The 25,004-nt window shown below is 64.1% G+C and carries 22 protein-coding genes; 2 read left to right on the top strand and 20 right to left on the bottom strand.

The genetic code is table 11. The features are described 5' to 3' along the window. Positions 1–32 precede the first annotated feature (32 nt). Entirely contained in the window at positions 33–1,922 is a 1,890-nt protein-coding gene (locus K6G35_RS01940) for an ABCB family ABC transporter ATP-binding protein/permease (RefSeq protein WP_495676029.1), read from the bottom strand. Positions 1,923–2,009: 87 nt separating this feature from the next. Here K6G35_RS01940 and K6G35_RS01935 point away from each other — a divergent pair, with 87 nt between their 5' ends. Then, on the top strand, positions 2,010–2,414 hold the full coding sequence (locus tag K6G35_RS01935) for an acyl-CoA thioesterase (RefSeq protein WP_008645967.1): 405 nt from the start codon (positions 2,010–2,012) through the stop codon (positions 2,412–2,414). 81 nt (positions 2,415–2,495) lie between these two features. Here K6G35_RS01935 and K6G35_RS01930 read toward each other — a convergent pair whose 3' ends face one another. The 7 genes from K6G35_RS01930 to clsB form a co-directional block, all read right to left on the bottom strand. Next, on the bottom strand, positions 2,496–3,272 hold the full coding sequence (locus tag K6G35_RS01930) for an enoyl-CoA hydratase (protein ID WP_008645965.1): 777 nt from the start codon (positions 3,270–3,272) through the stop codon (positions 2,496–2,498). 34 nt (positions 3,273–3,306) lie between these two features. Further along, positions 3,307–4,263, bottom strand: coding sequence for a DegV family protein (locus tag K6G35_RS01925; protein ID WP_017515246.1), 957 nt, complete (start codon positions 4,261–4,263; stop codon positions 3,307–3,309). A gap of 113 nt (positions 4,264–4,376) precedes the next feature. Then, entirely contained in the window at positions 4,377–5,576 is a 1,200-nt protein-coding gene (locus K6G35_RS01920; RefSeq protein ID WP_040011042.1) for an acetyl-CoA C-acyltransferase, read from the bottom strand. Between the two features lie 21 nt (positions 5,577–5,597). Next, positions 5,598–8,024 (bottom strand): 3-hydroxyacyl-CoA dehydrogenase NAD-binding domain-containing protein, encoded by a 2,427-nt coding sequence (locus tag K6G35_RS01915; protein ID WP_495676028.1) that lies wholly within the window; start codon positions 8,022–8,024, stop codon positions 5,598–5,600. 112 nt (positions 8,025–8,136) lie between these two features. Next, on the bottom strand, positions 8,137–9,924 hold the full coding sequence (locus tag K6G35_RS01910) for an acyl-CoA dehydrogenase C-terminal domain-containing protein (protein WP_008645959.1): 1,788 nt from the start codon (positions 9,922–9,924) through the stop codon (positions 8,137–8,139). Positions 9,925–10,014: 90 nt separating this feature from the next. Then, positions 10,015–10,605 (bottom strand): TetR/AcrR family transcriptional regulator, encoded by a 591-nt coding sequence (locus tag K6G35_RS01905; RefSeq protein WP_008645958.1) that lies wholly within the window; start codon positions 10,603–10,605, stop codon positions 10,015–10,017. A 383-nt stretch (positions 10,606–10,988) separates the two neighbouring features. Continuing rightward, on the bottom strand, positions 10,989–12,338 hold the full coding sequence (gene clsB / locus K6G35_RS01900; RefSeq protein WP_035881365.1) for a cardiolipin synthase ClsB: 1,350 nt from the start codon (positions 12,336–12,338) through the stop codon (positions 10,989–10,991). Between the two features lie 94 nt (positions 12,339–12,432). Between clsB and mobB the strand changes: the two genes are divergently transcribed. After that, positions 12,433–12,942 carry a molybdopterin-guanine dinucleotide biosynthesis protein B gene (mobB, locus tag K6G35_RS01895; protein ID WP_495676027.1) on the top strand — a complete coding sequence of 170 codons (510 nt, stop codon included), beginning with the start codon at positions 12,433–12,435 and terminating at the stop codon, positions 12,940–12,942. A 16-nt stretch (positions 12,943–12,958) separates the two neighbouring features. Here mobB and K6G35_RS01890 read toward each other — a convergent pair whose 3' ends face one another. The 12 genes from K6G35_RS01890 to K6G35_RS01835 form a co-directional block, all read right to left on the bottom strand. After that, positions 12,959–13,714, bottom strand: a complete 756-nt coding sequence (locus K6G35_RS01890) for an endonuclease/exonuclease/phosphatase family protein (protein ID WP_008645955.1) — start codon at positions 13,712–13,714, stop codon at positions 12,959–12,961. Then, positions 13,711–14,202, bottom strand: a complete 492-nt coding sequence (nudB, locus tag K6G35_RS01885) for a dihydroneopterin triphosphate diphosphatase (RefSeq protein ID WP_008645954.1) — start codon at positions 14,200–14,202, stop codon at positions 13,711–13,713. The genes K6G35_RS01890 and nudB overlap by 4 nt, the downstream gene beginning before the upstream one ends. 79 nt (positions 14,203–14,281) lie before the next feature. Next, the gene (locus K6G35_RS01880; RefSeq protein WP_008645953.1) at positions 14,282–15,217 is read right to left on the bottom strand and encodes a hypothetical protein; all 936 of its coding nucleotides are present in this window, start codon (positions 15,215–15,217) and stop codon (positions 14,282–14,284) included. Between the two features lie 178 nt (positions 15,218–15,395). Then, positions 15,396–17,204 (bottom strand): aspartate--tRNA ligase, encoded by a 1,809-nt coding sequence (gene aspS, locus K6G35_RS01875; RefSeq protein WP_017512028.1) that lies wholly within the window; start codon positions 17,202–17,204, stop codon positions 15,396–15,398. Positions 17,205–17,252: 48 nt separating this feature from the next. Further along, the gene (locus tag K6G35_RS01870; protein ID WP_035881496.1) at positions 17,253–17,960 is read right to left on the bottom strand and encodes a DUF502 domain-containing protein; all 708 of its coding nucleotides are present in this window, start codon (positions 17,958–17,960) and stop codon (positions 17,253–17,255) included. A 14-nt stretch (positions 17,961–17,974) separates the two neighbouring features. Then, positions 17,975–18,304 carry an FmdB family zinc ribbon protein gene (locus K6G35_RS01865; RefSeq protein WP_035881495.1) on the bottom strand — a complete coding sequence of 110 codons (330 nt, stop codon included), beginning with the start codon at positions 18,302–18,304 and terminating at the stop codon, positions 17,975–17,977. Between the two features lie 223 nt (positions 18,305–18,527). Beyond that, a complete protein-coding gene (locus tag K6G35_RS01860; protein WP_008645949.1) occupies positions 18,528–19,964 on the bottom strand; it encodes a high affinity choline transporter 1 in 1,437 nt (478 codons plus the stop codon). Between the two features lie 333 nt (positions 19,965–20,297). Continuing rightward, positions 20,298–21,875, bottom strand: coding sequence for a ubiquinone biosynthesis regulatory protein kinase UbiB (ubiB, locus tag K6G35_RS01855; protein ID WP_008645948.1), 1,578 nt, complete (start codon positions 21,873–21,875; stop codon positions 20,298–20,300). A 41-nt stretch (positions 21,876–21,916) separates the two neighbouring features. Next, on the bottom strand, positions 21,917–22,588 hold the full coding sequence (locus K6G35_RS01850; RefSeq protein ID WP_008645947.1) for a ubiquinone biosynthesis accessory factor UbiJ: 672 nt from the start codon (positions 22,586–22,588) through the stop codon (positions 21,917–21,919). A 120-nt stretch (positions 22,589–22,708) separates the two neighbouring features. Further along, positions 22,709–23,689, bottom strand: coding sequence for a Tim44 domain-containing protein (locus tag K6G35_RS01845; RefSeq protein ID WP_035881362.1), 981 nt, complete (start codon positions 23,687–23,689; stop codon positions 22,709–22,711). 62 nt (positions 23,690–23,751) lie between these two features. Continuing rightward, positions 23,752–24,483: a bifunctional demethylmenaquinone methyltransferase/2-methoxy-6-polyprenyl-1,4-benzoquinol methylase UbiE gene (gene ubiE, locus K6G35_RS01840; protein WP_008644379.1), complete on the bottom strand. Its 732-nt coding sequence runs from the start codon at positions 24,481–24,483 to the stop codon at positions 23,752–23,754. Between the two features lie 35 nt (positions 24,484–24,518). Next, entirely contained in the window at positions 24,519–24,935 is a 417-nt protein-coding gene (locus K6G35_RS01835) for a gamma-butyrobetaine hydroxylase family protein (RefSeq protein WP_008644381.1), read from the bottom strand. Between the last annotated feature and the right edge of the window lie 69 nt (positions 24,936–25,004).

Here is a 25,004-nt window from a genome sequence, read left to right as displayed (position 1 = left end):
CGGCATCAATTGTCGACAATCGATGCCTTGCGTTATGCGTCCTGCGTGGCGTCGCCCACATCGATCGCCAGCGCGTCGGTATCGGGCGAGCCCTCCGCCGCGTTGCGCGCCTGGATCTGCCACATCTCGGCGTAGTGGCCATTGGCCCGCATCAGCTCGGCATGGGTGCCGCGTTCGATGATGCGTCCACGGTCCATCACAAGGATCTGGTCGGCGTGCACCACGGTCGATAGCCGGTGCGCGATCAGCAGCGTCGTGCGATTCTGCGCCAGCCGCATCAGCTCCGACTGGATCGCCTGTTCGGTGCGGGAGTCGAGCGCCGACGTGGCTTCGTCGAATACCAGAATCGGTGGGTTCTTCAGCAGCGTGCGCGCGATGGCCACCCGCTGCTTTTCACCGCCGGACAGCTTCAGGCCCCGCTCGCCCACCGGTGTGTCGTAGCCCTGCGGCAATTCGCTGATAAAGGTGTCGATCTGCGCGGCGCGCGCTGCCTCGATGACTTCCTCGCGCGTGGCCTCCGGGCGGCCATAGGCGATGTTGTAGTAGATGCTGTCATTAAACAGCACGGTGTCCTGGGGCACGATGCCGATCGACGCGCGCAGGCTGACCTGCCGCACCTTGCGGATGTCCTGCCCATCGACCTCGATGCTGCCCCGCGTGACGTCGTAGAAGCGGAACAGCAGCCGCGCGAGCGTGGACTTGCCCGAGCCGCTGTGGCCAACCACGGCCGTTGTCGTCCCCGCCGCGATCGTGAAATCGACGTCGTCGAGAATCACGCGGTTCTTCTCGTAGCCAAAGCCGACATGGCGGAAGCGCACCTCGGCGCCGTTGACGGCGAGCACCGGCGCGCCGGGCGTGTCGGCCACCTCCTGTTGCGTGCCGAGCAGCACGAACATGCGGTCCATATCGGTGGTGGCCTGCTTGATCTCGCGATAGATCACGCCCAGGAAGTTGAGCGGGATATAGAGCTGGATCATCAGCGTATTGACCAGCACGAGGTCACCAAGCGTGAGCTTGCCGGCGGCAACGCCCACCGTGGCACGCCACAGGATCAGGATCAGGCCCAGGGCGATGATCGCCTGCTGGCCGAAATTCAGGAACGACAGCGAGTTCTGCGAACGGATTGCCGCCGTGCGATAGGTACGCAGGTTCTCGTCGTAGCGGCGTGCCTCGTACTCCTCGTTCCCGAAATACTTCACGGTCTCGAAGTTCAGCAGCGAGTCGATCGCCTTCTGGTTGGCGCGCGAGTCGAGCTCGTTCATCTTGCGCCGGAAATGCGTGCGCCATTCGGTCACGACGATCGTGAACACGATATAGCCAGCCAGCGCGCAGATCGTGATCGCGGCGAACCAGATGTCGTAGCGCACAACGAAGAAGCCGATCACGAGCGACATCTCGACCAGCGTGGGCAGGATGCTGTACAGCGAGTACGAGATCAGGGACTGGATGCCCCGCGTCCCGCGCTCGATGTCCCGGCTCATCCCCCCGGTCTGCCGATCCAGATGGAAGCGCAGCGACAGCGCGTGCAAATGGCGGAACACCTGCAGCGCGATCTCTCGCACCGCGCTCTGCGTGACCTTCGAGAAGAGGATTTCACGCAACTCGGTGAACAGCGTGCTCGAGAGCCGCAACAGGCCGTAGCCAACAATCAATCCCACTGGCACGGCCAGCAACGCCGCCGGATCGCCAGGCGCGATGTTCATGCTGTCGACCAGCTTCTTCATCAGCACCGGCACGCCCAGGTTGGCCACCTTGGCGGCGACCAGGCAGGTCAGCGCCAGCATCACGCGCCACTTGTAGTGCCAGACGTAGGGGAGCAGGTTGCGAACGGTCTGCCAGTCACTGCGGCGCGCGCCGCCCTGGAACAGCGAATTTGCCGGCTCGGCGGGGGCGGGCTCGGCGGTCGTGGAATAGCGGCGCATACGTTAGAATTCGGGCCAATGCCGCGATTGTCGCAGAGATCCGACAACCCGGCTGGCCTCCGCTTCATCCGCCCCGAAAGACCCGCCATGACCACTTCCAGCTTTGTTCCCGAACTCCCTTCCGGCAAGAATCCCGCGCTGCGCGTGGTGCCGATGCCGGCCGACGCCAACGTTCACGGCGATGTGTTCGGCGGGTGGATCATGTCGCAGGTGGACATGGCCGGATCGATCCCCGCCGTGGAGCGCGCGCAAGGCCGCGTGGCCACCGTGGCGGTGAATTCGTTCCTGTTCAAGAATCCGGTGTTCGTCGGCGATCTGGTCAGCTTCTATGCCGACATCGTCAAGACGGGCCGCACGTCGATCACAGTCTCCGTGGAGGTCTACGCGCAACGAATGCGCCACGCCAACGAGATCGTGAAAGTGACGGAGGCCACGCTGACTTACGTGGCCACCGACGAGAGCCGGCAACCGAGGGTGTTGCCGGCGGCTTGATCGCAGAGCGTTCTCTCCTCTCCGCAGCCTCTCTCCCATCGCATGGGAGAGGGACGCAAACAAGCTACACCTTGCTTCGCCTTAGCTGAATTTCGAGAAATCCGGCTTGCGCTTCTCGAAGAATGCCGTAAAGGCCTCCTTCGCTTCCGGCGCCACCAGCATGCGGCGGAACACCTCGCCCTCCTCAAGCATCTTCTTTTCCACGGCAGCCGCGTCATCGCCCTTCATCAGGCGCTTGGTTTCGCGCAGCGACGACGCGGGCAACACCGCCAGCTTGGCCGCCTGCTGACGCACATAACCCTGCAGTTCCGCCACCGGCAGCACCTTCGTCACCAGACCGATCTCAAAGGCTTCCTGTGCGCTGAATGCCTCGCCAAGCAGCAGCTTTTCGGCGGCGCGCTGATAGCCGACCATGCGCGGCAACAGCAGGCTCGATGCCGCCTCCGGGCAGAGGCCGAGTTGGGCAAACGGCAACGCCAGCTTTGCCGTCTCGGATGCGTAGACGAGATCGCAATGCAGCAGCAGCGTGGTGCCGATGCCAACGGCTGCGCCGCTGACCGATGCCACGATGGGCTTGGTCGCCCGGCTGATCGCCTGGAGGAACTGGAACACCGGAGCCGGCGCGCCATCGGCGCCGTTGGTCGGCGGGCGCTTCAGGAAGTCTTCGATATCGTTGCCCGCCGTGAAGACCTCGGGCTTGCCTTCGATCACGATGACGCGTACCGCGGCGTCGGTCTCGGCGGCGCGCAGCGCGTCGGCCATGGTCTGGTACATCGCCGCGGTGATCGCGTTCTTCTTGTCGATGCGATCGAAGCCAATGGTCAGTACGCCCTGGTCGATGCTGGTTGCAATGCTCATTTCTACCTCGTCTCCGTTTTGAGAAGGAAGCCGATCACACGAACGGTGGCGGCGCTTCGGAAAGATAACTCAAGCCGAACGCGCCCGCTCCCACGTTCAGCGCGACGGTCAGGCTCATCGGCGCCAGCATCAGCTCCACGTTGCGCGATGCGGCGATGTGCTTCAAGGATTGCCAGGCCGGCAGCGCTTCCACCTCGTCGATATCGCCCGCATAGCACGCGGCCACGGCCGGCGTCAGCAGGCTGTCGGCGCGAATGCAGGCTTCGACGTGGGAGAGCAGCCGCCGAACGCCCTCTTCGTTGCCACGCGCCTTGGCAATGGCCTGGGTGACGCCCCGGTGCATATGGATCACGGGGCGGATGTTGAACGCGCTGCCAAGCATGTAGCGGCTCCACGTGATGCTGTTCTCGCCCTTGAGCTTGGCACGCGTGTACATGTAGAGCAGTTCGTCGGGAATCAGGAACATGTGGGCCGCATCGCGCAGGCGGTTCTCGACCGCGTCGACCACGGATGCCGCACTGGCGCCGTCGGCGAGCATTCGCGCAGCCTCGCGCACGATCAGCGCCTGGCCCGGGCCAATGGCGCCGGTGTCGATCACGGTCAGGTCGAACAGCCCGCTGCGGCCGGCATCCTTGCGCAGCTTGAAACTGCGCGCGACAGTACCGACCACCGCGCCGGTGGCATTCGAATACAGCTTGCTGCGGCTGCTGGCGATGGTCAGCAGAATGGCCCGGTCACAACCGGCCACCACGTTTTTGAGCAAATGGTCTTCCAGCTCGCGCTCGAGCAGCGGGATCGATTCCGCGTAGTGGTCCTGCTTGCCGACCAGATACTTCTGGTACAGGTTTGGAAGCTCGGCTTCGTCGCGGGTGTCGACTACGAAGCGGTCGCCGGCCCGGATGCGGAATGGAATCGTGCGGACGCCTAGCGCGTCCATCATCGCGCGCGGCATGTCACACGCCGCGTCGGCCAGAATGGCGGTCTCCTGCATATTATTGTTCTCCCCTCGGTTTCAGTGTGTTGGCATCTCCGTGTCCATGCATTTCCTCACCTGATCGAAGGTCGGGACAGCCCACCCGTCGGGCTGTCCCTGGCACGTTTTATTTATACGCGCTCGAAAATCCCGGCGGCGCCCATGCCCGTGCCCACGCACATGGTCACCATGCCGTACTTCATGTTGTGGCGACGCAGCGCGTGCACCACGGTGGCCGAACGGATCGCTCCGGTCGCGCCGAGCGGATGGCCCAGCGCGATAGCGCCGCCCATCCGGTTTACCTTGGCCGGATCAAGTTCCAGATCACGCATCACCGCCAGCGATTGCGCGGCAAACGCTTCGTTCAGTTCGATCCAGTCGATCTGGTCCTGCGTCAGGCCAGCGGCCTTCAGCGCAGCCGGAATCGCTGCCTTCGGACCGATCCCCATGATCTCCGGCGGCACGCCACGCACCGCGAACGATACGAAACGGGCCAGCGGCACCAGGTTGAACTGCTTGAGGATCTTCTCCGAAACCAGGATCAGCGCGCCGGCGCCATCGGACGTCTGCGAGCTATTGCCGGCCGTCACGCTGCCCTTGTTGGCGAACACCGCGCGCAGCTTGCCAAGCCCTTCCACCGACGTATCGGGACGCGGTCCCTCGTCCAGCGAGATAGTACGCGTCTTGACGTTGATCTGACCAGACGCGAGATCCGGGAACCGTTCAACTACCTCAATCGGGGTAATTTCGTCCTTGAACTCGCCAGCCTGCTGCGCGGCGATGGCCTTCTGGTGCGATGCCAGCGAGAACGCATCCTGGTCCTCGCGGCTGACCTTCCACTGCGTGGCCACCTTCTCGGCCGTCAGGCCCATGCCGTAGGCAATGCCGATATTCTCGTCGCGCTCGAAGATCGACGGCGACATCGACGGCGAGTTGCCCATCATCGGCACCATGCTCATCGACTCCACGCCGGCGGCGATCATCACATCCGACTCGCCCACGCGGATACGGTCCGCAGCCATTGCCACGGCCGACAGGCCCGACGCGCAGAAGCGGTTCACGGTGATGCCGCCCACGGTATTGGGCAGGCCGGCCAGCAACGCGCCGATACGCGCCACGTTCAGGCCCTGCTGCGCTTCGGGAATCGCGCAGCCGACGATGGCGTCCTCGATCAGCGCGGGGTCCAGGCTCGGCACCTGGGCCACGGCCGCTTGCAGGATCGTGGCCAGCAGGTCATCGGGACGGGTGTTCTTGAAAGCGCCCTTCGGGGCCTTGCCGATCGGCGAACGGGTAGCCGCGACAATGTATGCGTCTTGCAGTTGTTTCATGATGTCGGTTCCTCGTTGGCCTGATTAGTTGCGCACCGGCTTGCCCGTCTGCAGCATTCCCATGATCCGCTCCTGGGTCTTGCCGTTGCCCAGCAGGTCGATGAATGCGCGGCGCTCCAGCGCCAGCAGCCAGTCTTCGCTGACCAGCGAGCCAGCCTCCACGTCGCCGCCGCAAACCACTTCCGCGATGCGCGAGGCAATCAGGAAGTCGTGCGCCGAGATGAAGTTGCCGTCGCGCATGTTGACCAGCGATGCCTTGATCGTGGCGATGCCCGAGCGGCCAGCCACCGGAATCAGCTGGCCGGGCAGCGGCGCGCGATAGCCGGCGTTGGCCAGCGCGCGCACTTCGTTCTGCGCCACGTACAGCAGTTCATGGACGTTGTAGACGATCGTGTCGGTCAGCTGGACGTAGCCGATCTTCTGCGCGTCGAGCGCCGACGACGACACCTTGGCCATCGCCGCTGCCTGGAAGCGATTGGTGATGAAGTTCAGGTAGTTCGTGCTGCCCGCTGCCTGCGCGGCCTTGGCTGCTGCGATCGCAGCTTCCTTGAGGCCACCGCCGGCCGGCACCAGCCCCACGCCCACCTCGACGAGGCCAACATAGCTTTCCAGCGCCACCACCCGCTTCGCGGAATGCAGCATCAGTTCGCAGCCACCGCCGAGCGCGATGCCCGACACGGCCGGCACCACCGGCACCGCCGCGTACTTCACGCGCATCATCGTGTCCTGGAACTTCTTGACGAACGGCTCGATGCCCTTGGCACCGCTCATCATGAAGGCCGGCATCGCGGCTTCCAGATTGGCACCCGCCGAGAACGGACCACCCGGCGCGCCCAGTTGCAGCGACGTCGGCTGCCAGACCACCAGACCCTTGTAGCTGGCTTCGGCCAGTTCCACGGCGCGCACGATGGTATCGAGCACATCCGGGCCAACCGTGTTCATCTTGCTCTTGAACGAGATCACGAGCACATCGTCGGCGCCATCAGTGGTCCAGATGCGCGCGCCATCGTTCTCCTCGATCGTTTTGCCGGCACGGCGCGGATCGGGCGAATCGGTACCCTTCAGCGCGGCACGGAACACCTGGCGCTGGTACACCGGCAATTCGGCACGCTTGACGAATGCACTGGCCGCCGGCGACCACGAACCCTGCGCGCCATGCACGCCACCGTTCTCGGCCACGGCGCCGTTCAGCACCCATGCCGGCAGCGGTGCGTTCGACAGCGCCTTGCCTGCCTCGACATCTTCCTTGACCCACTCGGCCACCTGCTTCCAGCCAGCGGCCTGCCAGTCTTCGAACGGACCCGAGTTCCAGCCGAAGCCCCAGCGAATGGCCAGGTCGATATCGGCGGCCGAACCGGCGATCTGCTCGAGATAGACGGCGATGTAGTGGAACACGTCACGGAACACGCCCCACAGGAACTGGGCCTGCGGATTGGTCGATTCACGCAGCAGCTTGATACGTTCGGCCGGCTCCTTCTTCAGGATGCGCACGACGATCTCGTCGGCCTTCTTGCCGGACTCGACATACTGGCCAGACACGGCGTCCAGCACCTTGATTGCCTTGCCTTCCTTCTTGTAGAAACCGGCGCCGGTCTTCTGGCCCAGCGCGCCGGCATCCACCAGCCCCTTCAGCACGGCCGGCGTCTTGTACACCGGTGCGAACGGGTCATCGGTCAGGTTGTCCTGCATCGTCTTGATGACGTGCGCCATCGTGTCCAGGCCGACCACATCGGCGGTGCGGAACGTGGCCGACTTGGCGCGGCCCAGCTTGGTGCCGGTCAGGTCGTCGACGATATCGAACGGAATGCCGAACTTCTCGGCCTCGGCGAACACGGCCAGGATCGAGAAGATGCCGACACGGTTGGCGATGAAGTTCGGCGTGTCCTTGGCGCGCACGACGCCCTTGCCCAGCGACGTGGTCAGGAACGATTCCAGACGGTCGAGAATCTCCGGCTTGGTCGTCGCGGTCGGGATCAGCTCCACCAGGTGCATGTAGCGCGGCGGATTGAAGAAGTGCACACCGCAGAAGCGCGACTTCAGGTCGGCATCGAAACCCTCGGACAGCGCCGTGATCGACAGGCCCGACGTGTTCGTGGCGAAGATCGCGTTCGGCGCGAGATGCGGCGACACCTTCTTGTAGAGGTCATGCTTCCAGTCCATGCGCTCGGCGATCGCCTCGATCACCACGTCGCACTCCTTGAGCAGGGCGATGTCGTCCTCGTAGTTGGCGGCGCGAATCAGGCTGGCCTCTTCCTTGATGCCGAGCGGCGCGGGCGAGAGCTTCTTCAGGTTCTCGATCGCGCGATCGGCGATACCGTTCTTCGGGCCTTCCTTGGCCGGGAGGTCGAACAGGATCACGGGAACGCGGGCGTTGATCAGATGGGCGGCAATCTGCGCCCCCATGACGCCTGCACCGAGCACAGCGACTTTCTTGACGATGAAATTGGACATGCGCGCTCCTTGGCTAGTGAGCGTTTGAGGAGAGATGAATATGCTGCGGGTGGATTCTCCCCTTCTCCCGTGTCAGGGGAGAAGGGAGGCAACCCTCAGTAGAGCAACTCGATCAGAACAGATCTGCGTCCAGCGCCATCAGCGTGGATGCGCCAGCGCGAGCCTTGCGAATCTCGCCCGCGGTTTCCGGCAGCAGCTTGGCGAAGTAGAAGCGCGCCGTAGCCAGTTTGGTCGTGTAGAACTTGTCGCCGCTGTCCTGCTTGTCCAGGGCGATCTTGGCCATGCGGGCCCAGAAGTACGAGAACACGAGGTGTCCCACCACGCGCAGGTACGGCACGGCGGCAGCACCCACTTCGTCGGCATTGCCCATCGCCTTCATGCCGATTTCCATCGTCAGCTTCTGCACCTTGTCGCCGATGTCGGCCAGCGGGTTGATGAACTCCTGCATCGCCTCGCTCGTGCCTTCTTCCTCGACAAACGTCTGCACGATCTTGCCGAAGGCCTTCAGCTTGGCGCCCATGTCGCCCAGAACCTTGCGGCCCAGCAGGTCAAGCGACTGAACCGTGTTGGTGCCTTCGTAGATCATGTTGATACGCGCGTCGCGCACGTATTGCTCCATGCCCCACTCGGAGATGTAGCCGTGGCCGCCGAACACCTGCATGCCCTCGTTGGTCGAGGTGAAGGCGTTGTCGGTCAGGAAGGCCTTGATGACCGGGGTCAGCAGCGCCACGAGGTCGCCGGCTTCCTTGCGCACGCTTTCGTCGGGGTGCGACAGCTCACGGTCGATCTGCAGCGCGGTCCAGTAGGCGAACGCGCGGCCACCTTCGGCGTAGGCTTTTTGCGTCAGCAACATGCGACGCACGTCCGGGTGCACGATGATCGGGTCGGCCGGCTTGTCCGGTGCCTTCGGGCCGGTCAGCGAGCGCATCTGCAGACGGTCCTTCGCGTAGGCCAGCGAGTTCTGATAGGCCACCTCGGTCAGGCCCAGACCCTGGGCGCCAACACCGAGGCGCGCGGCGTTCATCATCACGAACATCGCGTTCAGGCCCTTGTTGGGCTCGCCCACCATCCAGCCGCGCGCGCCGTCGAGGTTCATCACGCAGGTGGCGTTGCCGTGGATGCCCATCTTGTGTTCGATCGAACCGCACTTGATGCCGTTGCGCTCGCCCGGGTTGCCGTTGGCGTCGGGGATGAACTTCGGCACGACGAACAGCGAAATGCCCTTGGTGCCGCCAGGTGCGTCCGGCAGGCGTGCCAGCACGAGGTGGATGATGTTCTCGGCCATGTCATGCTCGCCGGCCGAGATGAAGATCTTGGTGCCGGTGATCGAGTACGAGCCATCGGCCTGCGGTTCGGCCTTGCTGCGCAGGATGCCGAGATCGGTGCCGCAGTGCGGCTCGGTCAGGCACATCGTGCCCGTCCAGACACCCGACACCAGCTTCGGCAGATACGTCTGCTTCAGTTCCGGCGTGCCGTGCGCGTGCAGCGCTTCATAGGCACCGTGCGACAGGCCCGGATACATCGTCCATGCCTGGCCGGCCGAGTTCAGCATCTCGTACAGCGCGTTGTTGATGATGATCGGCAAACCCTGGCCGCCAAACTCCGGATCGCACGCCAGTGCGGGCCAGCCGGCTTCCACGAACTGCTGATAGGCCTCCTTGAAGCCCTTGGGCGCGCGCACCACGCCGTCGCCGACGTAGGTGCAGCCTTCACGGTCACCAGGCTGGTTCAGCGGGAAGACCACGTCGGAGCAGAATTTGCCGGCTTCCTCGAGCACCTGGTTGATGGTGTCCACGTCGATGTCCGCGTGCTGCGGCATCGCCTTGAGTTCGGCTTCGGCGCCGAGCAGTTCATGGAGCACGAACTGCATGTCGCGCAACGGTGCGGTGTACTGGCCCATCAAAGACTCCTTGGAGGTTTGCTAGTGCCACCACACGCGCGAGCCGCACACCCTGAAGCGGGATTGCGCGAGCGCTGCCCGTGGGGCGGCTCAGGTTCGGTAAGACTGAATCAGTTTGTTGAGCGCAACCATGGCAAGCTCGGCGCTGTCCGGCAGGCGCAGGAAACGGGCGTCGTGATGCAAGCCTAGTTCAAGACTGTACATTTCGAACAGCATCAGGCGCGGATCGCAATCCGCGCGCAGGTGCCCCTCTTCCTTGGCCTGATCGATCGCACGCATCAGCGCGGCACGCCAGATCGTGACGCTCTTGACGAGCTCGTCACGCACCGGGCTTTCCGCGCGATCGTCGTACTCGACCGCACCGCTGATGTAGATGCACCCCGTGGTCACCTCCTGGATACGCTTTTCCATCCAGCGTCGCACCATCGACCACAGGCGAGGCAACCCGCGCGGCTCTTGCAGCGAGGGGTAGAACACCTCCTGCTCGAACCGCCGGTGATACTCGCGCACCACTTCAACCTGCAGGTCCTCGCGCGAACCGAAATGCGCGAAGACACCGCTCTTGCTCATCTGCATACGTTCCGCGAGCAGGCCGATGGTCAGCCCTTCGAGCCCGTCGCGAGACGACAGTTCCAGTGCCGCATCGAGAATCGCCACGCGCGTCATCTCGCCCTTGCGCAAGGGCGCGGGCGCGGCGGCGGATTCAAGGCGAACTGACTGGTGGCGCATGTTTTTTCTCCGTTCTTTGCAGTGCTCTCAGGAGCACTGTTCTTGACCTGACGTTGCGGTCGGCAGGCACTTCGGTCGCTGATTTTCAATAGGGGGCGGCCGCGAATGCACGAAGTCTAAGCCAAAAAAGAACGGTCGTTCAGATTATTCTGGCGAGGCCGATTGGCATCAAGCTTTTAATTAGACCCGTGTTTCTAAACGGACGGCATCGCGCTGGTATCTTGCGGCGCAATGCAGCATCGGCTTAAAACCGGCTTGAAATGGCCGGGGCACGTTTGCGCGGAAGGCGCGGCTTGCGGCAGGGCAGCATGTTACCGTGCCCGGCTTGCGCGGCGTCAGTAACGGCCTGTGACACCCGCGATCACGACGCCGAGACGCAACACGTAGTACGCCGCCCAATTGGCAAACCGGCGCAGTCGCGGCAGGCGTGCGTGAACCTCGGGCACCACGCGCGCGCTACGCTGCGCCATGGCCCGCTCCAGACGCGCGCGCAGCACACCGGCAAAGCCCGGGTCATACACCGCGACGTTGGCTTCTCGTGCCAGCAGCAGGCTGAACGGATCCAGGTTGCTCGAGCCAACCGTCGCCCACGAGTTATCAATGACCGCGACCTTCGCGTGCAGGAAACTCGCTTCGTATTCGTAGATTTCGATGCCGGCCTCGAGCAGCCGCGCATACAGCGCGTGCGTCGCGAAATGTTGCAGCCGGTACTCGACCATCCCCTGCAGCAGCAGTCGCACGCGCACCCCGCGCTCGCGGCACGCCAGCAACGCGCGCCGCATCTTCGTGCCAGGCAGGAAATAGGCGTTGGCGATAATCACGTCATGACGCGCGGCGCCCAGCGCGTAGAGATATTCGCGCTCGATCGTGCGGCGATTGCGCAGATTGTCGCGCAGCAGCAAGGCCGCAGCCACGCCGCCCTCATGATGCTCGCGCCGGGCCTGCCGCGCGGCGGTGGTCAGGGTTTCCACTTCGGCGAAAGCCGCTGCGGTTTCGCGCAGCCCACGTTGCTGTGCCATCCGGAACCACAGCCGCGCCGAAGCCAGCGCGATCTGCGCCACCAGCGGGCCGCGCACGCGCACGGCGAAGTCGTAGCGTGGGCCGACTTCGGGCAATTCCAGCGGGCCGTAGTTGTGGTCGTCGATGATATTGATACCGCCGACGAACGCCACGTTGTCGTCGATCACCGCCATCTTGCGATGCAACCGCCGCAGATGCCTGCGCGCCAGTCTGAATCCGCGCACCGGACGAAAGACCTCGAGGCGCACGCCTCCATCGCGCAGCCGGCTGGCGAGCGTGGCAGGCATATCCCCCGCGCCGAATCCGTCGACGACCAGCCGGACATCCACACCGCGTTGCGCCGCCCGGATCAGCGCATCGGTGACGCGGGCGCCGACAGCATCGTCGGCATAGATATAGGTCTCAAGCACGACGTGCACGCGCGCGGCATCAATCGCCTCGATCAGGGCAGGAAAATACTCCTGGCCGTTGCTCAGCAGATCGACCAGGTTGCCCTGGACCGGGCTGCCGCGCCGGCGCACCCAGCGGATCAATGGCGCAGTGGCGGTGGCAACGGTGGTGGCAGTGGGATCGCCATCCTCGTGATGCAATGCGCTCGATGGCGATTCCGGTGTGCCTGGGGCACTCGACGTTGGGGACGATGCCCGATCGTAGATCCGTGACATGGACTCGATTATCGGCGAACGGGCGGCTCCTGCACATGGCCCTGGCGAAGTCTGATATTGTCGGAGCATTGTGACGCCCAACAGGGAAAGCATTGTGAAGGTATTCGGCATCGCCGGCTCGTCGGGCAGCGGCAAGAGCACGCTACTGGACCAGTTGATCCCCCGTTTCGTAGCCGATGGCTTATGCGTCGCGGGCATCAAGCACACGCACCACGGGTTCGACCCTGACACCCCGGGCAAGGATTCATGGCGGATGCGCGAGGGCGGATGTCAGAACGTGGTGCTTGTGGGCGCCCGTCACCTGACGCTGATGCGGCACTACCCCGAGGAAAAGCCGTCGCCCGAGATCAGCGAGGCATTGTCGGTACTGCCGCCCGAAACCGATCTGGTGATGGTGGAAGGCTACAAGTGGAGCGATTTCCCGAAGCTGGAAATCTATCGCCCCGCCAACGGCAAGGCGCCGCTGTGGACGGATGTGCCGGGTGTGGTCGCAGTGGCGACCGATGTCCCTGAAGAGGTCTCCCGGCAGACGACCCTGCCCGTTCTGAAGCTGTCGGATGTCGACGCGATCTACGCGTGGATCCGCGCTTACCTCGATCGCTGAATCCGATCCCCAGGCGTCAGACTTCCGGAATTGCCACCCGCCGGGCCAGTTCCGCCATCAGCGGGACATGGTCCGAGCGCTGCGCCCATTCGCGGCCGGTCAGCGCTTGCGTGCGCTCGAATTCGAATCCCCGTGCGTAGATGCGGTCGAGCTGCCACCATGGCATATGGCTCGGGAACGTATGGATGCGTCCGTTCTTCGCGTCCGCCGACTCGACGGCATTGAGCGTGTTGCAGATCTTCGAGTCGAGCTTGTGGTTCCAGTCGTTGAAGTCGCCCGCGATCACCAGCGGCGCATCGGCCGGCACCACGCTGCGCACGCGCTCCACCAACGCGCTGGTCTGACGCACGCGGCTTCCCGCGAACAGGCCGAAGTGCACACAGATCAGGTGTGCCTCGACGCCGTTGATATCGGCCACCGCGTGCAACAGCCCGCGCTGCTCGAAGCGGTGATCGGAGATATCGAGGTTCTCCGACATCAGGATCGGATGGCGCGACAGGATGGCATTGCCATGATGGCCGTGGTCATACACCGCGTTGCGGCCATAGACCGAATGCGGATAGGCATCCGTCGCCAGGTAGTTGAGCTGGGTGTGATCGGGGTCAAACAACTCGGCCGCGACCAGGCGATCGTTGCGGTCCTGCACTTCCTGCAGGAACACGATGTCCGCGTCCATCGACTGCAGGCCGGTTCGCACGCTCTGGATGCGTGGCTTGCCGGTGAACCCCTTTACGCCCTTGTGAATGTTGTAGGTGACAACGCGCAACTTCATGGTGCGGCGGCTCCGTTCGTGACGTCGAGCCCGGCGCCCTGGCCGCCAGCCACGCGCCAGGCAAGCTGGCGCACCGCTTCGGCATTGCTGCTGGAGAAGCAACGCGCCGCGGCCGCCTGCCAGGGCAGCCATTCGAAGCGCAGGTGCTCACGCGGCGCCAGCGTCACCGGCATCGGCGCGGGTACGCACAATCCGAACCAGTGTTCGGTATTGCGAGTGATGCCCGGCGCATAGCGGTGGCGCCATTGCGGATAGATCTCGTAGTCGATGGTGTGTTGCCAGTCGGTCAGCGAATAGCGGCTGGCGATAAGTCCGGTTTCCTCGGCCACCTCGCGCGCGGCGGTCATGGGTAGCGGCTCGTCCTCGGCATCAAGGCTGCCGGTCACCGACTGCCAATAGCCGGGCCGGTCGGCGCGCTCGATCAGGAGGACTTGCAGGTCTGGTGTGTGGATGACGACCAGTACCGATTCGGGAATCTTGTAGCGCATGGGAAGGGTGGCAGGGACAAACCAAAGCATAGCGCAGCCGGACGCCAATGGCGCGCTCCGGCCGCTGCCTCCCCCCTACTCAGGCCAATGTATGTTCGCCGGGGCGGATCGTCGCCTGACGGTCACCCGGCTGCTCGGCCGGCGCGGCTCGGAGCCAGGTATCGAACACCTCAGGCGAATCGCCATGCCCCCATGCTGAGCGAAGCTGCTGCATCAGTGGCGCCAGCGCCTGCGTATAGCGCTGCGAGGCTGTATGCGCAAGGCTGGCCAGCGCATCGGCGGCCTCGCGTGCCTGTGCTGCCATCGACGCGCGTTCCTGCCCGATTTCCTTCTCGCGCACGCCGAGTTGGTTGTATTTCTGGATCAGGAACCGCTGGTAGTCGCCTGCTTCCACGCCTTGGGCGACTTGGGCATTGACCTGTTCGAAGCGCATCACAATGCTTGCCGTTTCCTGCTCGACATGAGCCGCCTCGGCATTAAGTGCCTGCAACGCCTCTTGAAGCCGAAGCGCCTCGCGCCGATGGTTCTGCAGTGTGGTCGCTTCATCGTCAAAGGTGCGCTGGGCGTTCAGGTACGCCTGCACCACCGGTTGCGGCGCCACCACGAGCAGCGGATCCGCGCCACCGGCACGCCGGCCGGACAACAGCGCATCCTCGCCCAGGCGCAGGTTGCCAACGTCTTCAAGCCAGCGGCCACGCGTCATGACGGTAGCCACGGTGTCGAGCGCGAGCTTGCGCAGTGCGTCCGCGCGCTGGGTGGCCATCGGTTCGGCGCCGGTAGCAGCCAGTTCGCCCGGCACCGTATGTCCTTGCTGCGCCGCGTGCGCGATATCAGGTACACAAGCGGCCACCGTGGCGGCCACCGATTGGGACATCGCCTGCGCCGACTTGCGTACCGCGCGGCGCAGTTCGAAGCGGGCCAGCAGCATCATGAGCAACCCGGCCGCCAGCCAGGTCAGGATCGTTTCCGCATGAACTTGCAGGAACGCACGGATCAGTTCGGTATCTAGATTCACGCCTTGGTCCTCCCACGTCGTGGCGGCCTTCGAGGCGGGCCTGCATCACGCGTATCAACGCAGAAAGACATTCTCCCCGCCGGCTTCGTTCCGGGTAGTAACAAATGGAAACGCATCATTGCGCCAAGAACAAAAAAGCCGCGCATCGGCGCGGCTTTTTTGCAGGTCTGAACAACGATCAGGCCGTGGTCTTCGGCTCCTGGGCACGCAGACGAATGTGCAGTTCTCGCAACTGCTTCTCGTCGACCGTGCTCGGAGCTTGCGTCAGCAGATCCTGCGCGCGTTGCGTCTTCGGGAACGCGATCACGTCACGGATCGAGTCGGCGCCGGCCATCATCGTCACGATACGGTCCAGGCCGAAAGCCAGGCCACCGTGCGGCGGTGCGCCGTACTGCAGCGCGTCGAGCAGGTAACCGAACTTGGCGCGAGCTTCCTCGGCGTTGATCTTCAGGGCGCGGAACACCTTGCTCTGCACGTCCTCACGGTAGATACGCACCGAGCCGCCGCCCATTTCCCAGCCGTTCAGCACCATGTCGTAGGCCTTGGCGATGCACTTGCCCGGATCGGTTTCCAGGTACTGCATGTGCTCGTCCTTCGGGCTCGTGAACGGGTGGTGCATGGCCACCCAGCGGGCGTCTTCCTCGTCGTACTCGAACATCGGGAAGTCGATCACCCACAGCGGCTTCCAGGTGTCTTCGAACAGGCCCGTGCTCTTGCCAAACTCCGAATGGCCGACCTTCAGGCGCAGCGCGCCGATCGCGTCGTTGACGATCTTGGCCTTGTCAGCGCCGAAGAAGATGATGTCGCCGTCCTGGGCGCCGGTGCGCTTCAGGATCTCGGCAATCGCGGCGTCGTGCAGGTTCTTCACGATCGGCGATTGCAGGCCGTCACGACCCTTGGCCACTTCATTGACCTTGATCCACGCCAGGCCCTTGGCGCCATAGATCGCCACGAACTGCGTGTAGGCATCGATTTCGCCACGCGAGATCGCGCCGCCACCCGGCACGCGCAGGCCGACCACGCGACCGTTGTCGCTGTTGGCCGGGCCCGAGAACACCTTGAAGTCGACGTCCTTCATCACTTCGGTCAGCTCGGTGAATTCGAGCTTGACGCGCAGGTCCGGCTTGTCCGAGCCGAAGCGGGCCATCGCCTCGCGGAACTCCATCACCGGGAACTTGGCGTCCAGGTCCACGTCGATCGCGTTCTTGAACACGGTGCGCATCATGTCCTCGAACAAGTCACGGATTTCCTGTTCGGTCAGGAACGACGTTTCGCAGTCGATCTGCGTGAATTCGGGCTGGCGGTCGGCGCGCAGGTCCTCGTCACGGAAGCACTTGGTGATCTGGTAGTAACGGTCGAAGCCCGAGACCATCAGCATCTGCTTGAAGATCTGCGGCGACTGCGGCAGCGCGAAGAAGTGACCCGGGTTCACGCGCGACGGCACGAGATAGTCGCGGGCGCCTTCGGGCGTGCTCTTGCCGAGCATCGGCGTCTCGATGTCGATGAAGCCCTGTGCGTCCAGGTACTTGCGCACTTCCATCGCCACCTTGTAGCGCAGGCGCAGGTTGTATTGCATCTGCGGACGGCGCAGATCCAGCACGCGGTGCGTCAGGCGGGTGGTTTCCGACAGGTTGTCATCGTCGAGCTGGAACGGCGGCGTGACCGACGGGTTCAGCACGGTCAGCTCATGGCACAGCACCTCGATCTTGCCCGAGGTCAGGTTGGCGTTCTCGGTGCCGGCCGGACGCGGGCGCACCTTGCCGGTGATGCGGATGCAGAACTCGTTGCGGATTTCTTCCGCGGCCTTGAACATCTCCGGACGATCCGGGTCGCACACCACCTGAACCAGGCCCTCGCGATCGCGCAGGTCGATGAAGATCACGCCACCGTGATCGCGGCGGCGCTGCACCCAGCCGGTCAGGGCCACTTCCTGGCCGATCAGTTGTTCGGTCACCAGACCGCAGTAGTGAGTACGCATGGAGGACATAGGAGAGATTCCCTGTAATGCACGGCCGCGATGAACGGCCGCGCGCAATCAGTTGGTATGAGTGTCGGCTACGACGTCGTCGGCATCGGCATCGGCCACTGCGCCATGCGCCGGGCGCGTGTCGGCGCCGGACTTGCGCGGCAGGTCCGCCGGGGCCACGACGCCCATCGACACGATGTACTTCAGCGCGGCGTCGACGGTCATGTCGAGTTCAATCGTATCGGCCCTGGGCATCATCAGGAAGAAGCCCGAGGTCGGGTTCGGCGTGGTCGGCACGTAGACGCTGACGTAATCGCCCTGCAGGTGATTCTGCACGTCACCGCCGGGCCGGCCGGTCAGGAATGCGATGGTCCACGATCCCTCGCGCGGGTACTGCACCAGCAGCGCCTTGCGGAACGCGTTGCCCGACGACGACAGCAGTGTGTCCGAGACCTGCTTGACGCTGGTATAGATCGGACCGACCACGGGGATATGACGAAGCAGCGCTTCCCACCACTTCACCAGCCGCTGGCCGATGAAGTTATGGGCCAGCACGCCCACCACCAGGATGAACAGCAGCGTCAGGATGGCGCCCAGGCCCGGAATGCGGAGCCCGAACAGATTTTCGGGCTGCCATGCCAGCGGCAGCAGCGCCATGCTCTGATCCATCGTGCTGATGACGGCGTTGAGCACCCACAGGGTGATGCCCAGCGGCACCAGCACGAGCAGCCCGGTCAGGAACCAGGTCTTCAAGGCGGAGGTTTTCTTGGTGACCACGGCTTGCCTGTGCGTCAGTGGCAGGCGCACGAACCGCCGCATCCACCGGCGGCCGGAGCCGCGGAAGTGGTCGATGCGGTAGACGACTCGGCGGATGCTGCCGGGGCGGCAGGCGCGGCGGCGTTGCCCGAGGTGGCCGGGGCACTGGTGCCGCCGCTGCCACCGCGGAAGTCCGTGACGTACCAGCCCGATCCCTTGAGCTGGAAGCCGGCGGCAGTCAGCTGCTTCTTATAGGTTCCGGCGGCGCCGCAGGATGGGCAGTCCGTGAGCGGGGCATCGCTCATCTTCTGCAGCACATCGCGCCCGTATCCGCAGGCGTCGCAACGGTAGGCATAGATCGGCATGGTGGTTCTTTCGCGGAAAACTGAAACGTAAAACTGATAGATGGCAGCGCCACGCCAAATGACAAGGGCGTCGATCAAGGCGAATTGCGCGAGATCGGGGGCGCGCGGCGATGCAAAGCCGTTGATTATAAACCGTTGCCGGACCGGCTACCGACCGGAAAAGGGGACATTCGGGGCCGCAAACGTCCGCAAGCAGGCCAGATAAGGCCTCGAAGGCATAAAGTTATGCAATATGCACTTCACGAACGGGCGGCCGATCGCTGATCCATTGAGGCAGCAGCGACCCGAATACCATCCCGCTGATCGAGAACAGCAACCCTACCATTTGCGGTGGCACCGTGGCATCGGCAAAGGCGACCTCGCAGGTCAGCCACGAGGCCAGGCCAAGCAGGATCGCGGCCAGACCGCCCTGGCGGGTGGCCGGCTTCCAGAACATGCCGAAGGCCAGCGGCACGAACGACGACACCAGCGTCACCTTGTAGGCGTTCTCGACCATGTGGAAGATCGACAGGTGCGAGTTCAGCGCGAACAGCGTGACCAGCGACGTGAAGACGAGCACCACCACCTGCATCACGCGCAGGAACTGCTTGTCCGCGAGATGGCGGAAGTACGGGCGCAGGATGTTCTCGGCGAACGTTACCGACGGCGCCAGCAGCGTGGCCGAGGCGCAGCTCTTGATGGCGGAAAGCAGCGCGCCGAAGAACATCACCTGGGCGAACATCGGCGCGTGCGTCAGGATCAGCTGCGGAAGAATCAGTTGCGAATCCGAGTTGATGTACTTCTCGACCATCGCCGGGTCGATCAGTGTGGCCGAATAGGCCAGGAACATCGGAATGAACGCGAAGAAGAAGTACAGCACGCCACCCAGCACCGACGCACGACCGGCGATCTGCTCGGTGCGCGAGGAAGTGACCCGCTGGAACACGTCTTGCTGGGGAATCGAGCCGAGCATCATCGTGAACAGCGCCGCGGCAAACCCGATGATCTGCACCAGGTCCAGCGACGGCAGGAACTCGAACTTGCCGGCCGCCGCCGCGTGCGACACCACGGCTGTCACGCCACCCGCCTGGCCGCTGACTTCGTAACCGATATAGAGCATGCCGATCACGATGATGATCATCTGGATGAAGTCGGTCACGGCCACCGACCACATGCCGCCGAACAGCGTATAGACCAGCACGCTGGCCGCGCCGATCATCATCCCGGCATCCTGGGACAGCGCGCCGTCCGACACCGTATAGAACACCAGCCCCAGCGCCTTGATCTGCGCAGCCACCCAGCCCAGATACGAGACCACGATACATAGCGTGGTCAGCACTTCGGCCAGCCGGCCATAGCGGTTGTGATAGTAGTCGCCGATCGTCAGCAGGTTCATCCGGTACAGCGGCCGGGCGAAGAACAGGCCAACCAGGATCAGGCAGAGCGAGGAACCGAAGGGATCCGATACCACCCCGGACAGGCCTTCCTTGAGGAACACGGCCGGGATGCCGAGCACAGTTTCAGAGCCAAACCAGGTGGCAAAAACCGTGGCGGTGACGATATAGAACGGCAGGCTGCGGCCAGCCACGGCGAAGTCGGCGGTTCCCTTGACGCGAAGCGCCGCCCACAGGCCGATACCGACCGAGATGATCCAATAGATGATGACGAACCAGATCAGCATACCGCTGCCCTTATCCCAGAATGGCCAGAATTGATGTGCCCTGGCGGCGAAAAACCGAATGCCGGCGGGGCACCTGACGCCCTTGACCGGGTCAAGGGTTGGGGCCAGCCGGAGTCCAATTCATCGGTCGGGGCCGCGGGCGCCCGGGCGGGCATTTGGCGGTCGTAGCCGAATCAAAACGCGGATTATAGCGACGCGCCCCCATCCGGGGGGCAAAAATTCCCCCGAGGGCGGGCAAATCCCCATCTTGGTTCACTTGGGTGTTGTATGGTGGTTCTCCCCTCCCACCGACTGCGGGGGAAAGGGGAACCAGGGACGCTTCAGGCGCAGTGACTACCAGTATCCCGCCCAGGCCAGTGCCTGGACGATCACGATGCCGGCCAGGAATCCGCCCATCAGCAGCAGGGCCGTGGACAGCCGGCGGTTCGTGCGGCGCTGCTCGGCCACCAGTTGGGAAAGCAGTCGCTCCTGCCCTTCGCTGTTCTGCAGCGCGCGGCGCTCCAGGAACTGGTGGGCCAGCCGTGGAAAGTCGGGCAACATCTTCGCCCATTGCGGCGCTTCGATCTTGATCCGCTCCCAGGCGCCCTGCCAGCCCACCTGCTCGTACATCCAGCGTTCCAGGAAGGGCTTGGCGGTCTTCCAGAGGTCGAGGTCCGGGTCAAGCTGCCGGCCCAGGCCTTCGATATTGAGCAGCGTCTTCTGCAGCAGCACGAGTTGCGGCTGGATCTCGACGTTGAAGCGGCGCGAGGTCTGGAACAACCGCATCAGCACCATGCCGAGCGAAATCTCGCGCAGCGGTTTGTCGAAGTACGGTTCGCAGCAGGCACGCACGGCGGATTCGAGTTCCTCGACCCGGGTCTCCGGCGGCACCCAGCCCGACTCCACGTGCAAGAGCGCCACGCGGTGGTAGTCGCGGCGGAAAAACGCGATGAAGTTCTGCGCCAGGTAGTTCTTGTCGAACTCGGACAACGCGCCAACGATGCCGAAGTCCAGCGCGATATACCGGCCGAACGTCTCGGGCCTGACCGATACCAGGATGTTGCCGGGGTGCATGTCCGCGTGGAAGAACCCGTCGCGGAACACCTGCGTGAAGAAGATTTCGACCCCCTCTTCGGCCAGCTTGTGCATGTCGACGCCCGCGGCCTTCAGCGATTCGGTGCGGGAGATCGGAATGCCATGCATCCGCTCCATCGTGAAGACGCTGCTCGTGCACCAGTCCCAGAACACCTCGGGCACGCAAAGCAAATCGCTTTCGGCAAAGTTGCGGCGCAACTGGCTGGCGTTGGCGGCCTCGATCATCAGGTCGAGTTCGTCGTGCAGGTACTTGTCGAACTCCGCCACCACCTCGCGGGGCTTGAGCCGACGACCGTCCACCCAGACGCGCTCGAGCCACGTGGCCATGTCGCGCATCAGCGCCAGATCGCTATCGATTACCGGCAACATGCCCGGACGCAGCACCTTCACGGCCACCTCGCGGCCATGGCTCGGGCCGCCGCGCAGCGTGGCGAAGTGAACCTGGGCGATCGACGCGCTGGCCACGGGCTCGTGCTCGAATGTCTCGAACAGCTCCGTCAGTCGGCGGCCCAGCGATTTCTCGATGATCTTCACCGCCACCGCTGACTCGAATGGCGGCACCTGGTCCTGCAGCTTGGCCAGTTCGTCGGCGATATCGGGCGGCATCAGGTCACGGCGCGTGGACAGCACCTGGCCGAACTTGACGAAAATCGGGCCCAGCGTCGTCAGCGCCATACGCAGGCGTTCGCCGCGCGGCTGATCGAGCTTGCGGCCGATGGTGATGACTCGGACGAGGAACTTGATGCGCCGGTTCTTGAAGCCGGACAGCACGAGTTCATCGAGCCCGTAGTACAGGATGACAAACAGTATCTTGCAGAGACGCAGCAGGCGGGTCATGCGAAATCTTCAGGAAACGACACGTGGCGGGTCAGGGCAGGTCAGCGATGGGCCGAGGGCAAGGCATCCGGGGAGCCCGCGCCCGGAGCACGCTCCAGCCGTTCGAGCCGTTTTTCCAGGCGGGCCAGATCGTCGCGCAGCCGCGCCAGGTCGTCGCCGAAGCCATCCAGCGCAGCGTGTCGTACCAGCGTCGGCTGTTCATCCAGCAGGTATTCGGTGACGTTGTCGAGCAAGGCGCGGCCGGCTCGCGTCGCGCTTTCGTGCACCTGACGCGCGCCGTCGACCACGCGCTGCGCAACGCTGTCACTGACTGGCCCGCCCATCACGCCACGCAGCGCGCGGGACAAGTCCTCGGCCGCATCCCAGCGCAGGTTGCGTGCGAGCGTCGACACCGCATTGGCCAGTTCCGCGTCGCCGTCGATGCGCACGTGACGCATCGCGGCCGCCTGGCCGCCTTCGGCAACATCGGCCACGACCAGCGGCCACTGCTGCAATGGCACGATCAGCGTGACTGCGGCCGCTTCGGCCTCAGGTGCCTGGTCGATACCGCCCTGCTCCGTGACCTTGAGCGACAGCGCGAACGCTGCCGCGTCGAACCGGATCACACGTCCGGCAAACGGCGTGAGCAGGCTGCAAGCCCACGGCTCCTGTTCGATCAGGTGATTCAGCGCGGCGACGATCGGTGCGGCCAGCGGGGTCGGCAATGCGTTCATGGCATCCGGTGCTCGGGCAGACAGCCCAAATAAAAAGGCCCACGCAATGCGCGGGCCTCCATTCTAAGCTACTCGCCCGCCGCATCATGTCACCGATGCGGCGGAGGATTCATGCGGCGCTCAGGATTCCTGCTGGATGCCGGCGAGCAGCCAGCCACCGTTGCCCGACGTCGCCTTTGCCAGGTTCCAGACCTCGCCGAACGGCTGGGCCGGCTCGCCTGCCTTCTCGCGGATCATGCCCGAGAAACGCACGCTGGCGATGTGCTGGGTCGGGGCCGACTCGATACCGAGCAACTGGGCGTCCAGCGTCACGACGTCGGTCTTGTTGACCTCGCTGCCGCGCTCGGACAGGTCCATCTTGATCTCGGCAAACATTTCCGGCGTGGTGAATTCGCGGATGTCGTCCTGATTGCCCGCATCCCAAGCAGCCTGCAGACGCACATAGTGAACCTTGGCGTTACGCAGGAAGGACTCGGTGTCGAAATCCGCCGGCACGCCCCACGGCTGCTGGACGGCCGCCGCGGTTGCGGCCGCTGCCGCGCCACCCATCACCGGATTGCTCGCGGCGCCGCCATTGCGAACAGGCTCGGCCGTGCGCAGCGTCGGTTCGGCGTGCGACGGACCGCCGTAATTCGACCCATTGCCGCCCATGCCGGCGTACGAAGGCTGCTGCGTGCGAGCCGAACCACCGCGGAACTTGCGGATCAGCCACATTGCGACCAGCGCGATCACGCCGAACAGGATCACGTTGGACAGGATGCTGGCGGCCGCACCGCCCAGGCCGAAGTGCGAAAGCAGGTAGCCGATGCCAAGGCCGGCTGCCAGACCACCCAACATCCCGCCCCAGTTACGCTTGGGCGCCGCCGCGGCGGCTGCGCCACCTGCCGCACCCGCCGTAGCCGGTGCTGCCTGCGCCGGTTGCTGGGCCGGCGGCGTGTTTTGCTGCGCCGGCGCCTGCTGGCGCTGCTGCGTCACGCCCGACGACTGCTTGCCGATACTGCGCGATCCACCCAGACGCTTGGCATTGGCGTCGAGCGCTGCCCCGAGAGCCAGTGTCGCGATGAGCGACATGGCCAGGAATTTTCCGCGAAAAGATGACATATTCTTCTATCCCCTGTCATTCTCGATCAACATGCCTTGCATTGCCGACCGAACATGGCGAATTAATACTTTCTCCCGACGTGGAGCGCCACTACTCCGGCCGTCAGATTGAAGTATTCGACCTGTTCGAGCCCAACTTGTTCCATCATGCGTACAAGTGAACCCTGGTCCGGATGCATTCTGATCGATTCGGCCAGATAACGATAGCTAGGGGCATCCCCCGCCACGCGCTCGCCAAGCCACGGCAGAACCTTGAAGGAATAGACGTCGTAGAACTTCTCGAGCGGTTTCCAGACCTTCGAGAATTCGAGCACCATGACCTTGCCGCCCGGCTTGATCACCCGGCGCATCTCGGCCAGCGCGGCGTCCTTGTGGGTCATGTTCCGCAAGCCGAACGCCACCGTGACGAGGTCGAAGTAGTTGTCCGGAAACGGGATCCTCTCGGCATCGCACAGCGCCACCGGCGTCACGATACCCTTGTTGAGCAGGCGGTCACGGCCGACGCGCAGCATCGACTCGTTGATGTCGGTCAGCCAGACTTCGCCTGTGGGGCCGGCCTGCTTCGCGAAGGCCTTGGCCAGATCTCCGGTGCCGCCGGCAATGTCGAGCACTTTCTGGCCCGGGCGCACATTGGCCTGGGCGATGGTGAACACCTTCCAGAGCCGGTGCATCCCACCGGACATCAGGTCGTTCATCACGTCGTACTTGCTTGCCACCGAATGGAAAACGCCAGCAACCTTGTCGGCTTTTTCAGATTCGTCGACCTTCTCGAAACCGAAGTGGGTTTCGCTCATCTCTCGGACTCCAGGATTCTTTCAATCAATAGTGGTCAATGGTGATGACCACATGCATGGCCGCCGCCGGGCGCCATGGGCGCATCGCGATCCAGCCCCGCGTCTGCCAGACGCTTCAGGTAGTCGGCCCAGAGGGCTTCCTGCTGGTCGCCCAGCCGGTACAGCAACTCCCACGAATAGATGCCGGTGTCGTGGCCATCGTCGAACCGGATCTGGATGGCGTAGTTGCCCACCGGCTCCACGGCGGCAATGCCGACGTCGCGCTTGCCGGTCTGCAGCGTTTCCTGTCCCGGGCCATGACCCTGAACCTCGGCGGACGGCGAGTATACGCGGAGTAACTCGAACGGCAGCCGCCAGGTGTTGCCATTGTCGAAGCCGATTTCGAGCACGCGCGACTGCGTATGCACGGTCAGCGCGGTGGGATGAGGGGTGTCTTTTTCGAGGCCAGCCATAGATGAAGGGCACGATGCCGCGACCCGACCACCCTCCGCCACTGCTGCGAGGCCGGCCGCGACGGCGCC

This window comes from Cupriavidus sp. HY129, from assembly GCF_059492215.1.
Note: the sequence above shows the minus strand (reverse complement) of the source record. Positions and strands in the feature narration are given on the sequence as shown.

Coding starts and splice junctions, on each gene's coding strand:
- K6G35_RS01865 (WP_035881495.1), bottom strand. CDS start 18,304: ATGCCGATCTATGCCTACCGTTGCGACGCCTGCGGATACGGGCGCGAT.
- nudB (WP_008645954.1), bottom strand. CDS start 14,202: ATGCGCTACAAGATTCCCGAATCGGTACTGGTCGTCATCCACACACCA.
- K6G35_RS01845 (WP_035881362.1), bottom strand. CDS start 23,689: ATGTCATCTTTTCGCGGAAAATTCCTGGCCATGTCGCTCATCGCGACA.
- ubiB (WP_008645948.1), bottom strand. CDS start 21,875: ATGACCCGCCTGCTGCGTCTCTGCAAGATACTGTTTGTCATCCTGTAC.
- K6G35_RS01930 (WP_008645965.1), bottom strand. CDS start 3,272: ATGAGCATTGCAACCAGCATCGACCAGGGCGTACTGACCATTGGCTTC.
- clsB (WP_035881365.1), bottom strand. CDS start 12,338: ATGTCACGGATCTACGATCGGGCATCGTCCCCAACGTCGAGTGCCCCA.
- aspS (WP_017512028.1), bottom strand. CDS start 17,204: ATGTCCTCCATGCGTACTCACTACTGCGGTCTGGTGACCGAACAACTG.
- K6G35_RS01915 (WP_495676028.1), bottom strand. CDS start 8,024: ATGTCCAATTTCATCGTCAAGAAAGTCGCTGTGCTCGGTGCAGGCGTC.
- K6G35_RS01860 (WP_008645949.1), bottom strand. CDS start 19,964: ATGCTGATCTGGTTCGTCATCATCTATTGGATCATCTCGGTCGGTATC.
- K6G35_RS01890 (WP_008645955.1), bottom strand. CDS start 13,714: ATGAAGTTGCGCGTTGTCACCTACAACATTCACAAGGGCGTAAAGGGG.
- K6G35_RS01835 (WP_008644381.1), bottom strand. CDS start 24,935: ATGGCTGGCCTCGAAAAAGACACCCCTCATCCCACCGCGCTGACCGTG.
- ubiE (WP_008644379.1), bottom strand. CDS start 24,483: ATGAGCGAAACCCACTTCGGTTTCGAGAAGGTCGACGAATCTGAAAAA.
- K6G35_RS01940 (WP_495676029.1), bottom strand. CDS start 1,922: ATGCGCCGCTATTCCACGACCGCCGAGCCCGCCCCCGCCGAGCCGGCA.
- K6G35_RS01925 (WP_017515246.1), bottom strand. CDS start 4,263: ATGCAGGAGACCGCCATTCTGGCCGACGCGGCGTGTGACATGCCGCGC.
- K6G35_RS01850 (WP_008645947.1), bottom strand. CDS start 22,588: ATGAACGCATTGCCGACCCCGCTGGCCGCACCGATCGTCGCCGCGCTG.
- K6G35_RS01935 (WP_008645967.1), top strand. CDS start 2,010: ATGACCACTTCCAGCTTTGTTCCCGAACTCCCTTCCGGCAAGAATCCC.
- K6G35_RS01910 (WP_008645959.1), bottom strand. CDS start 9,924: ATGGGCCAGTACACCGCACCGTTGCGCGACATGCAGTTCGTGCTCCAT.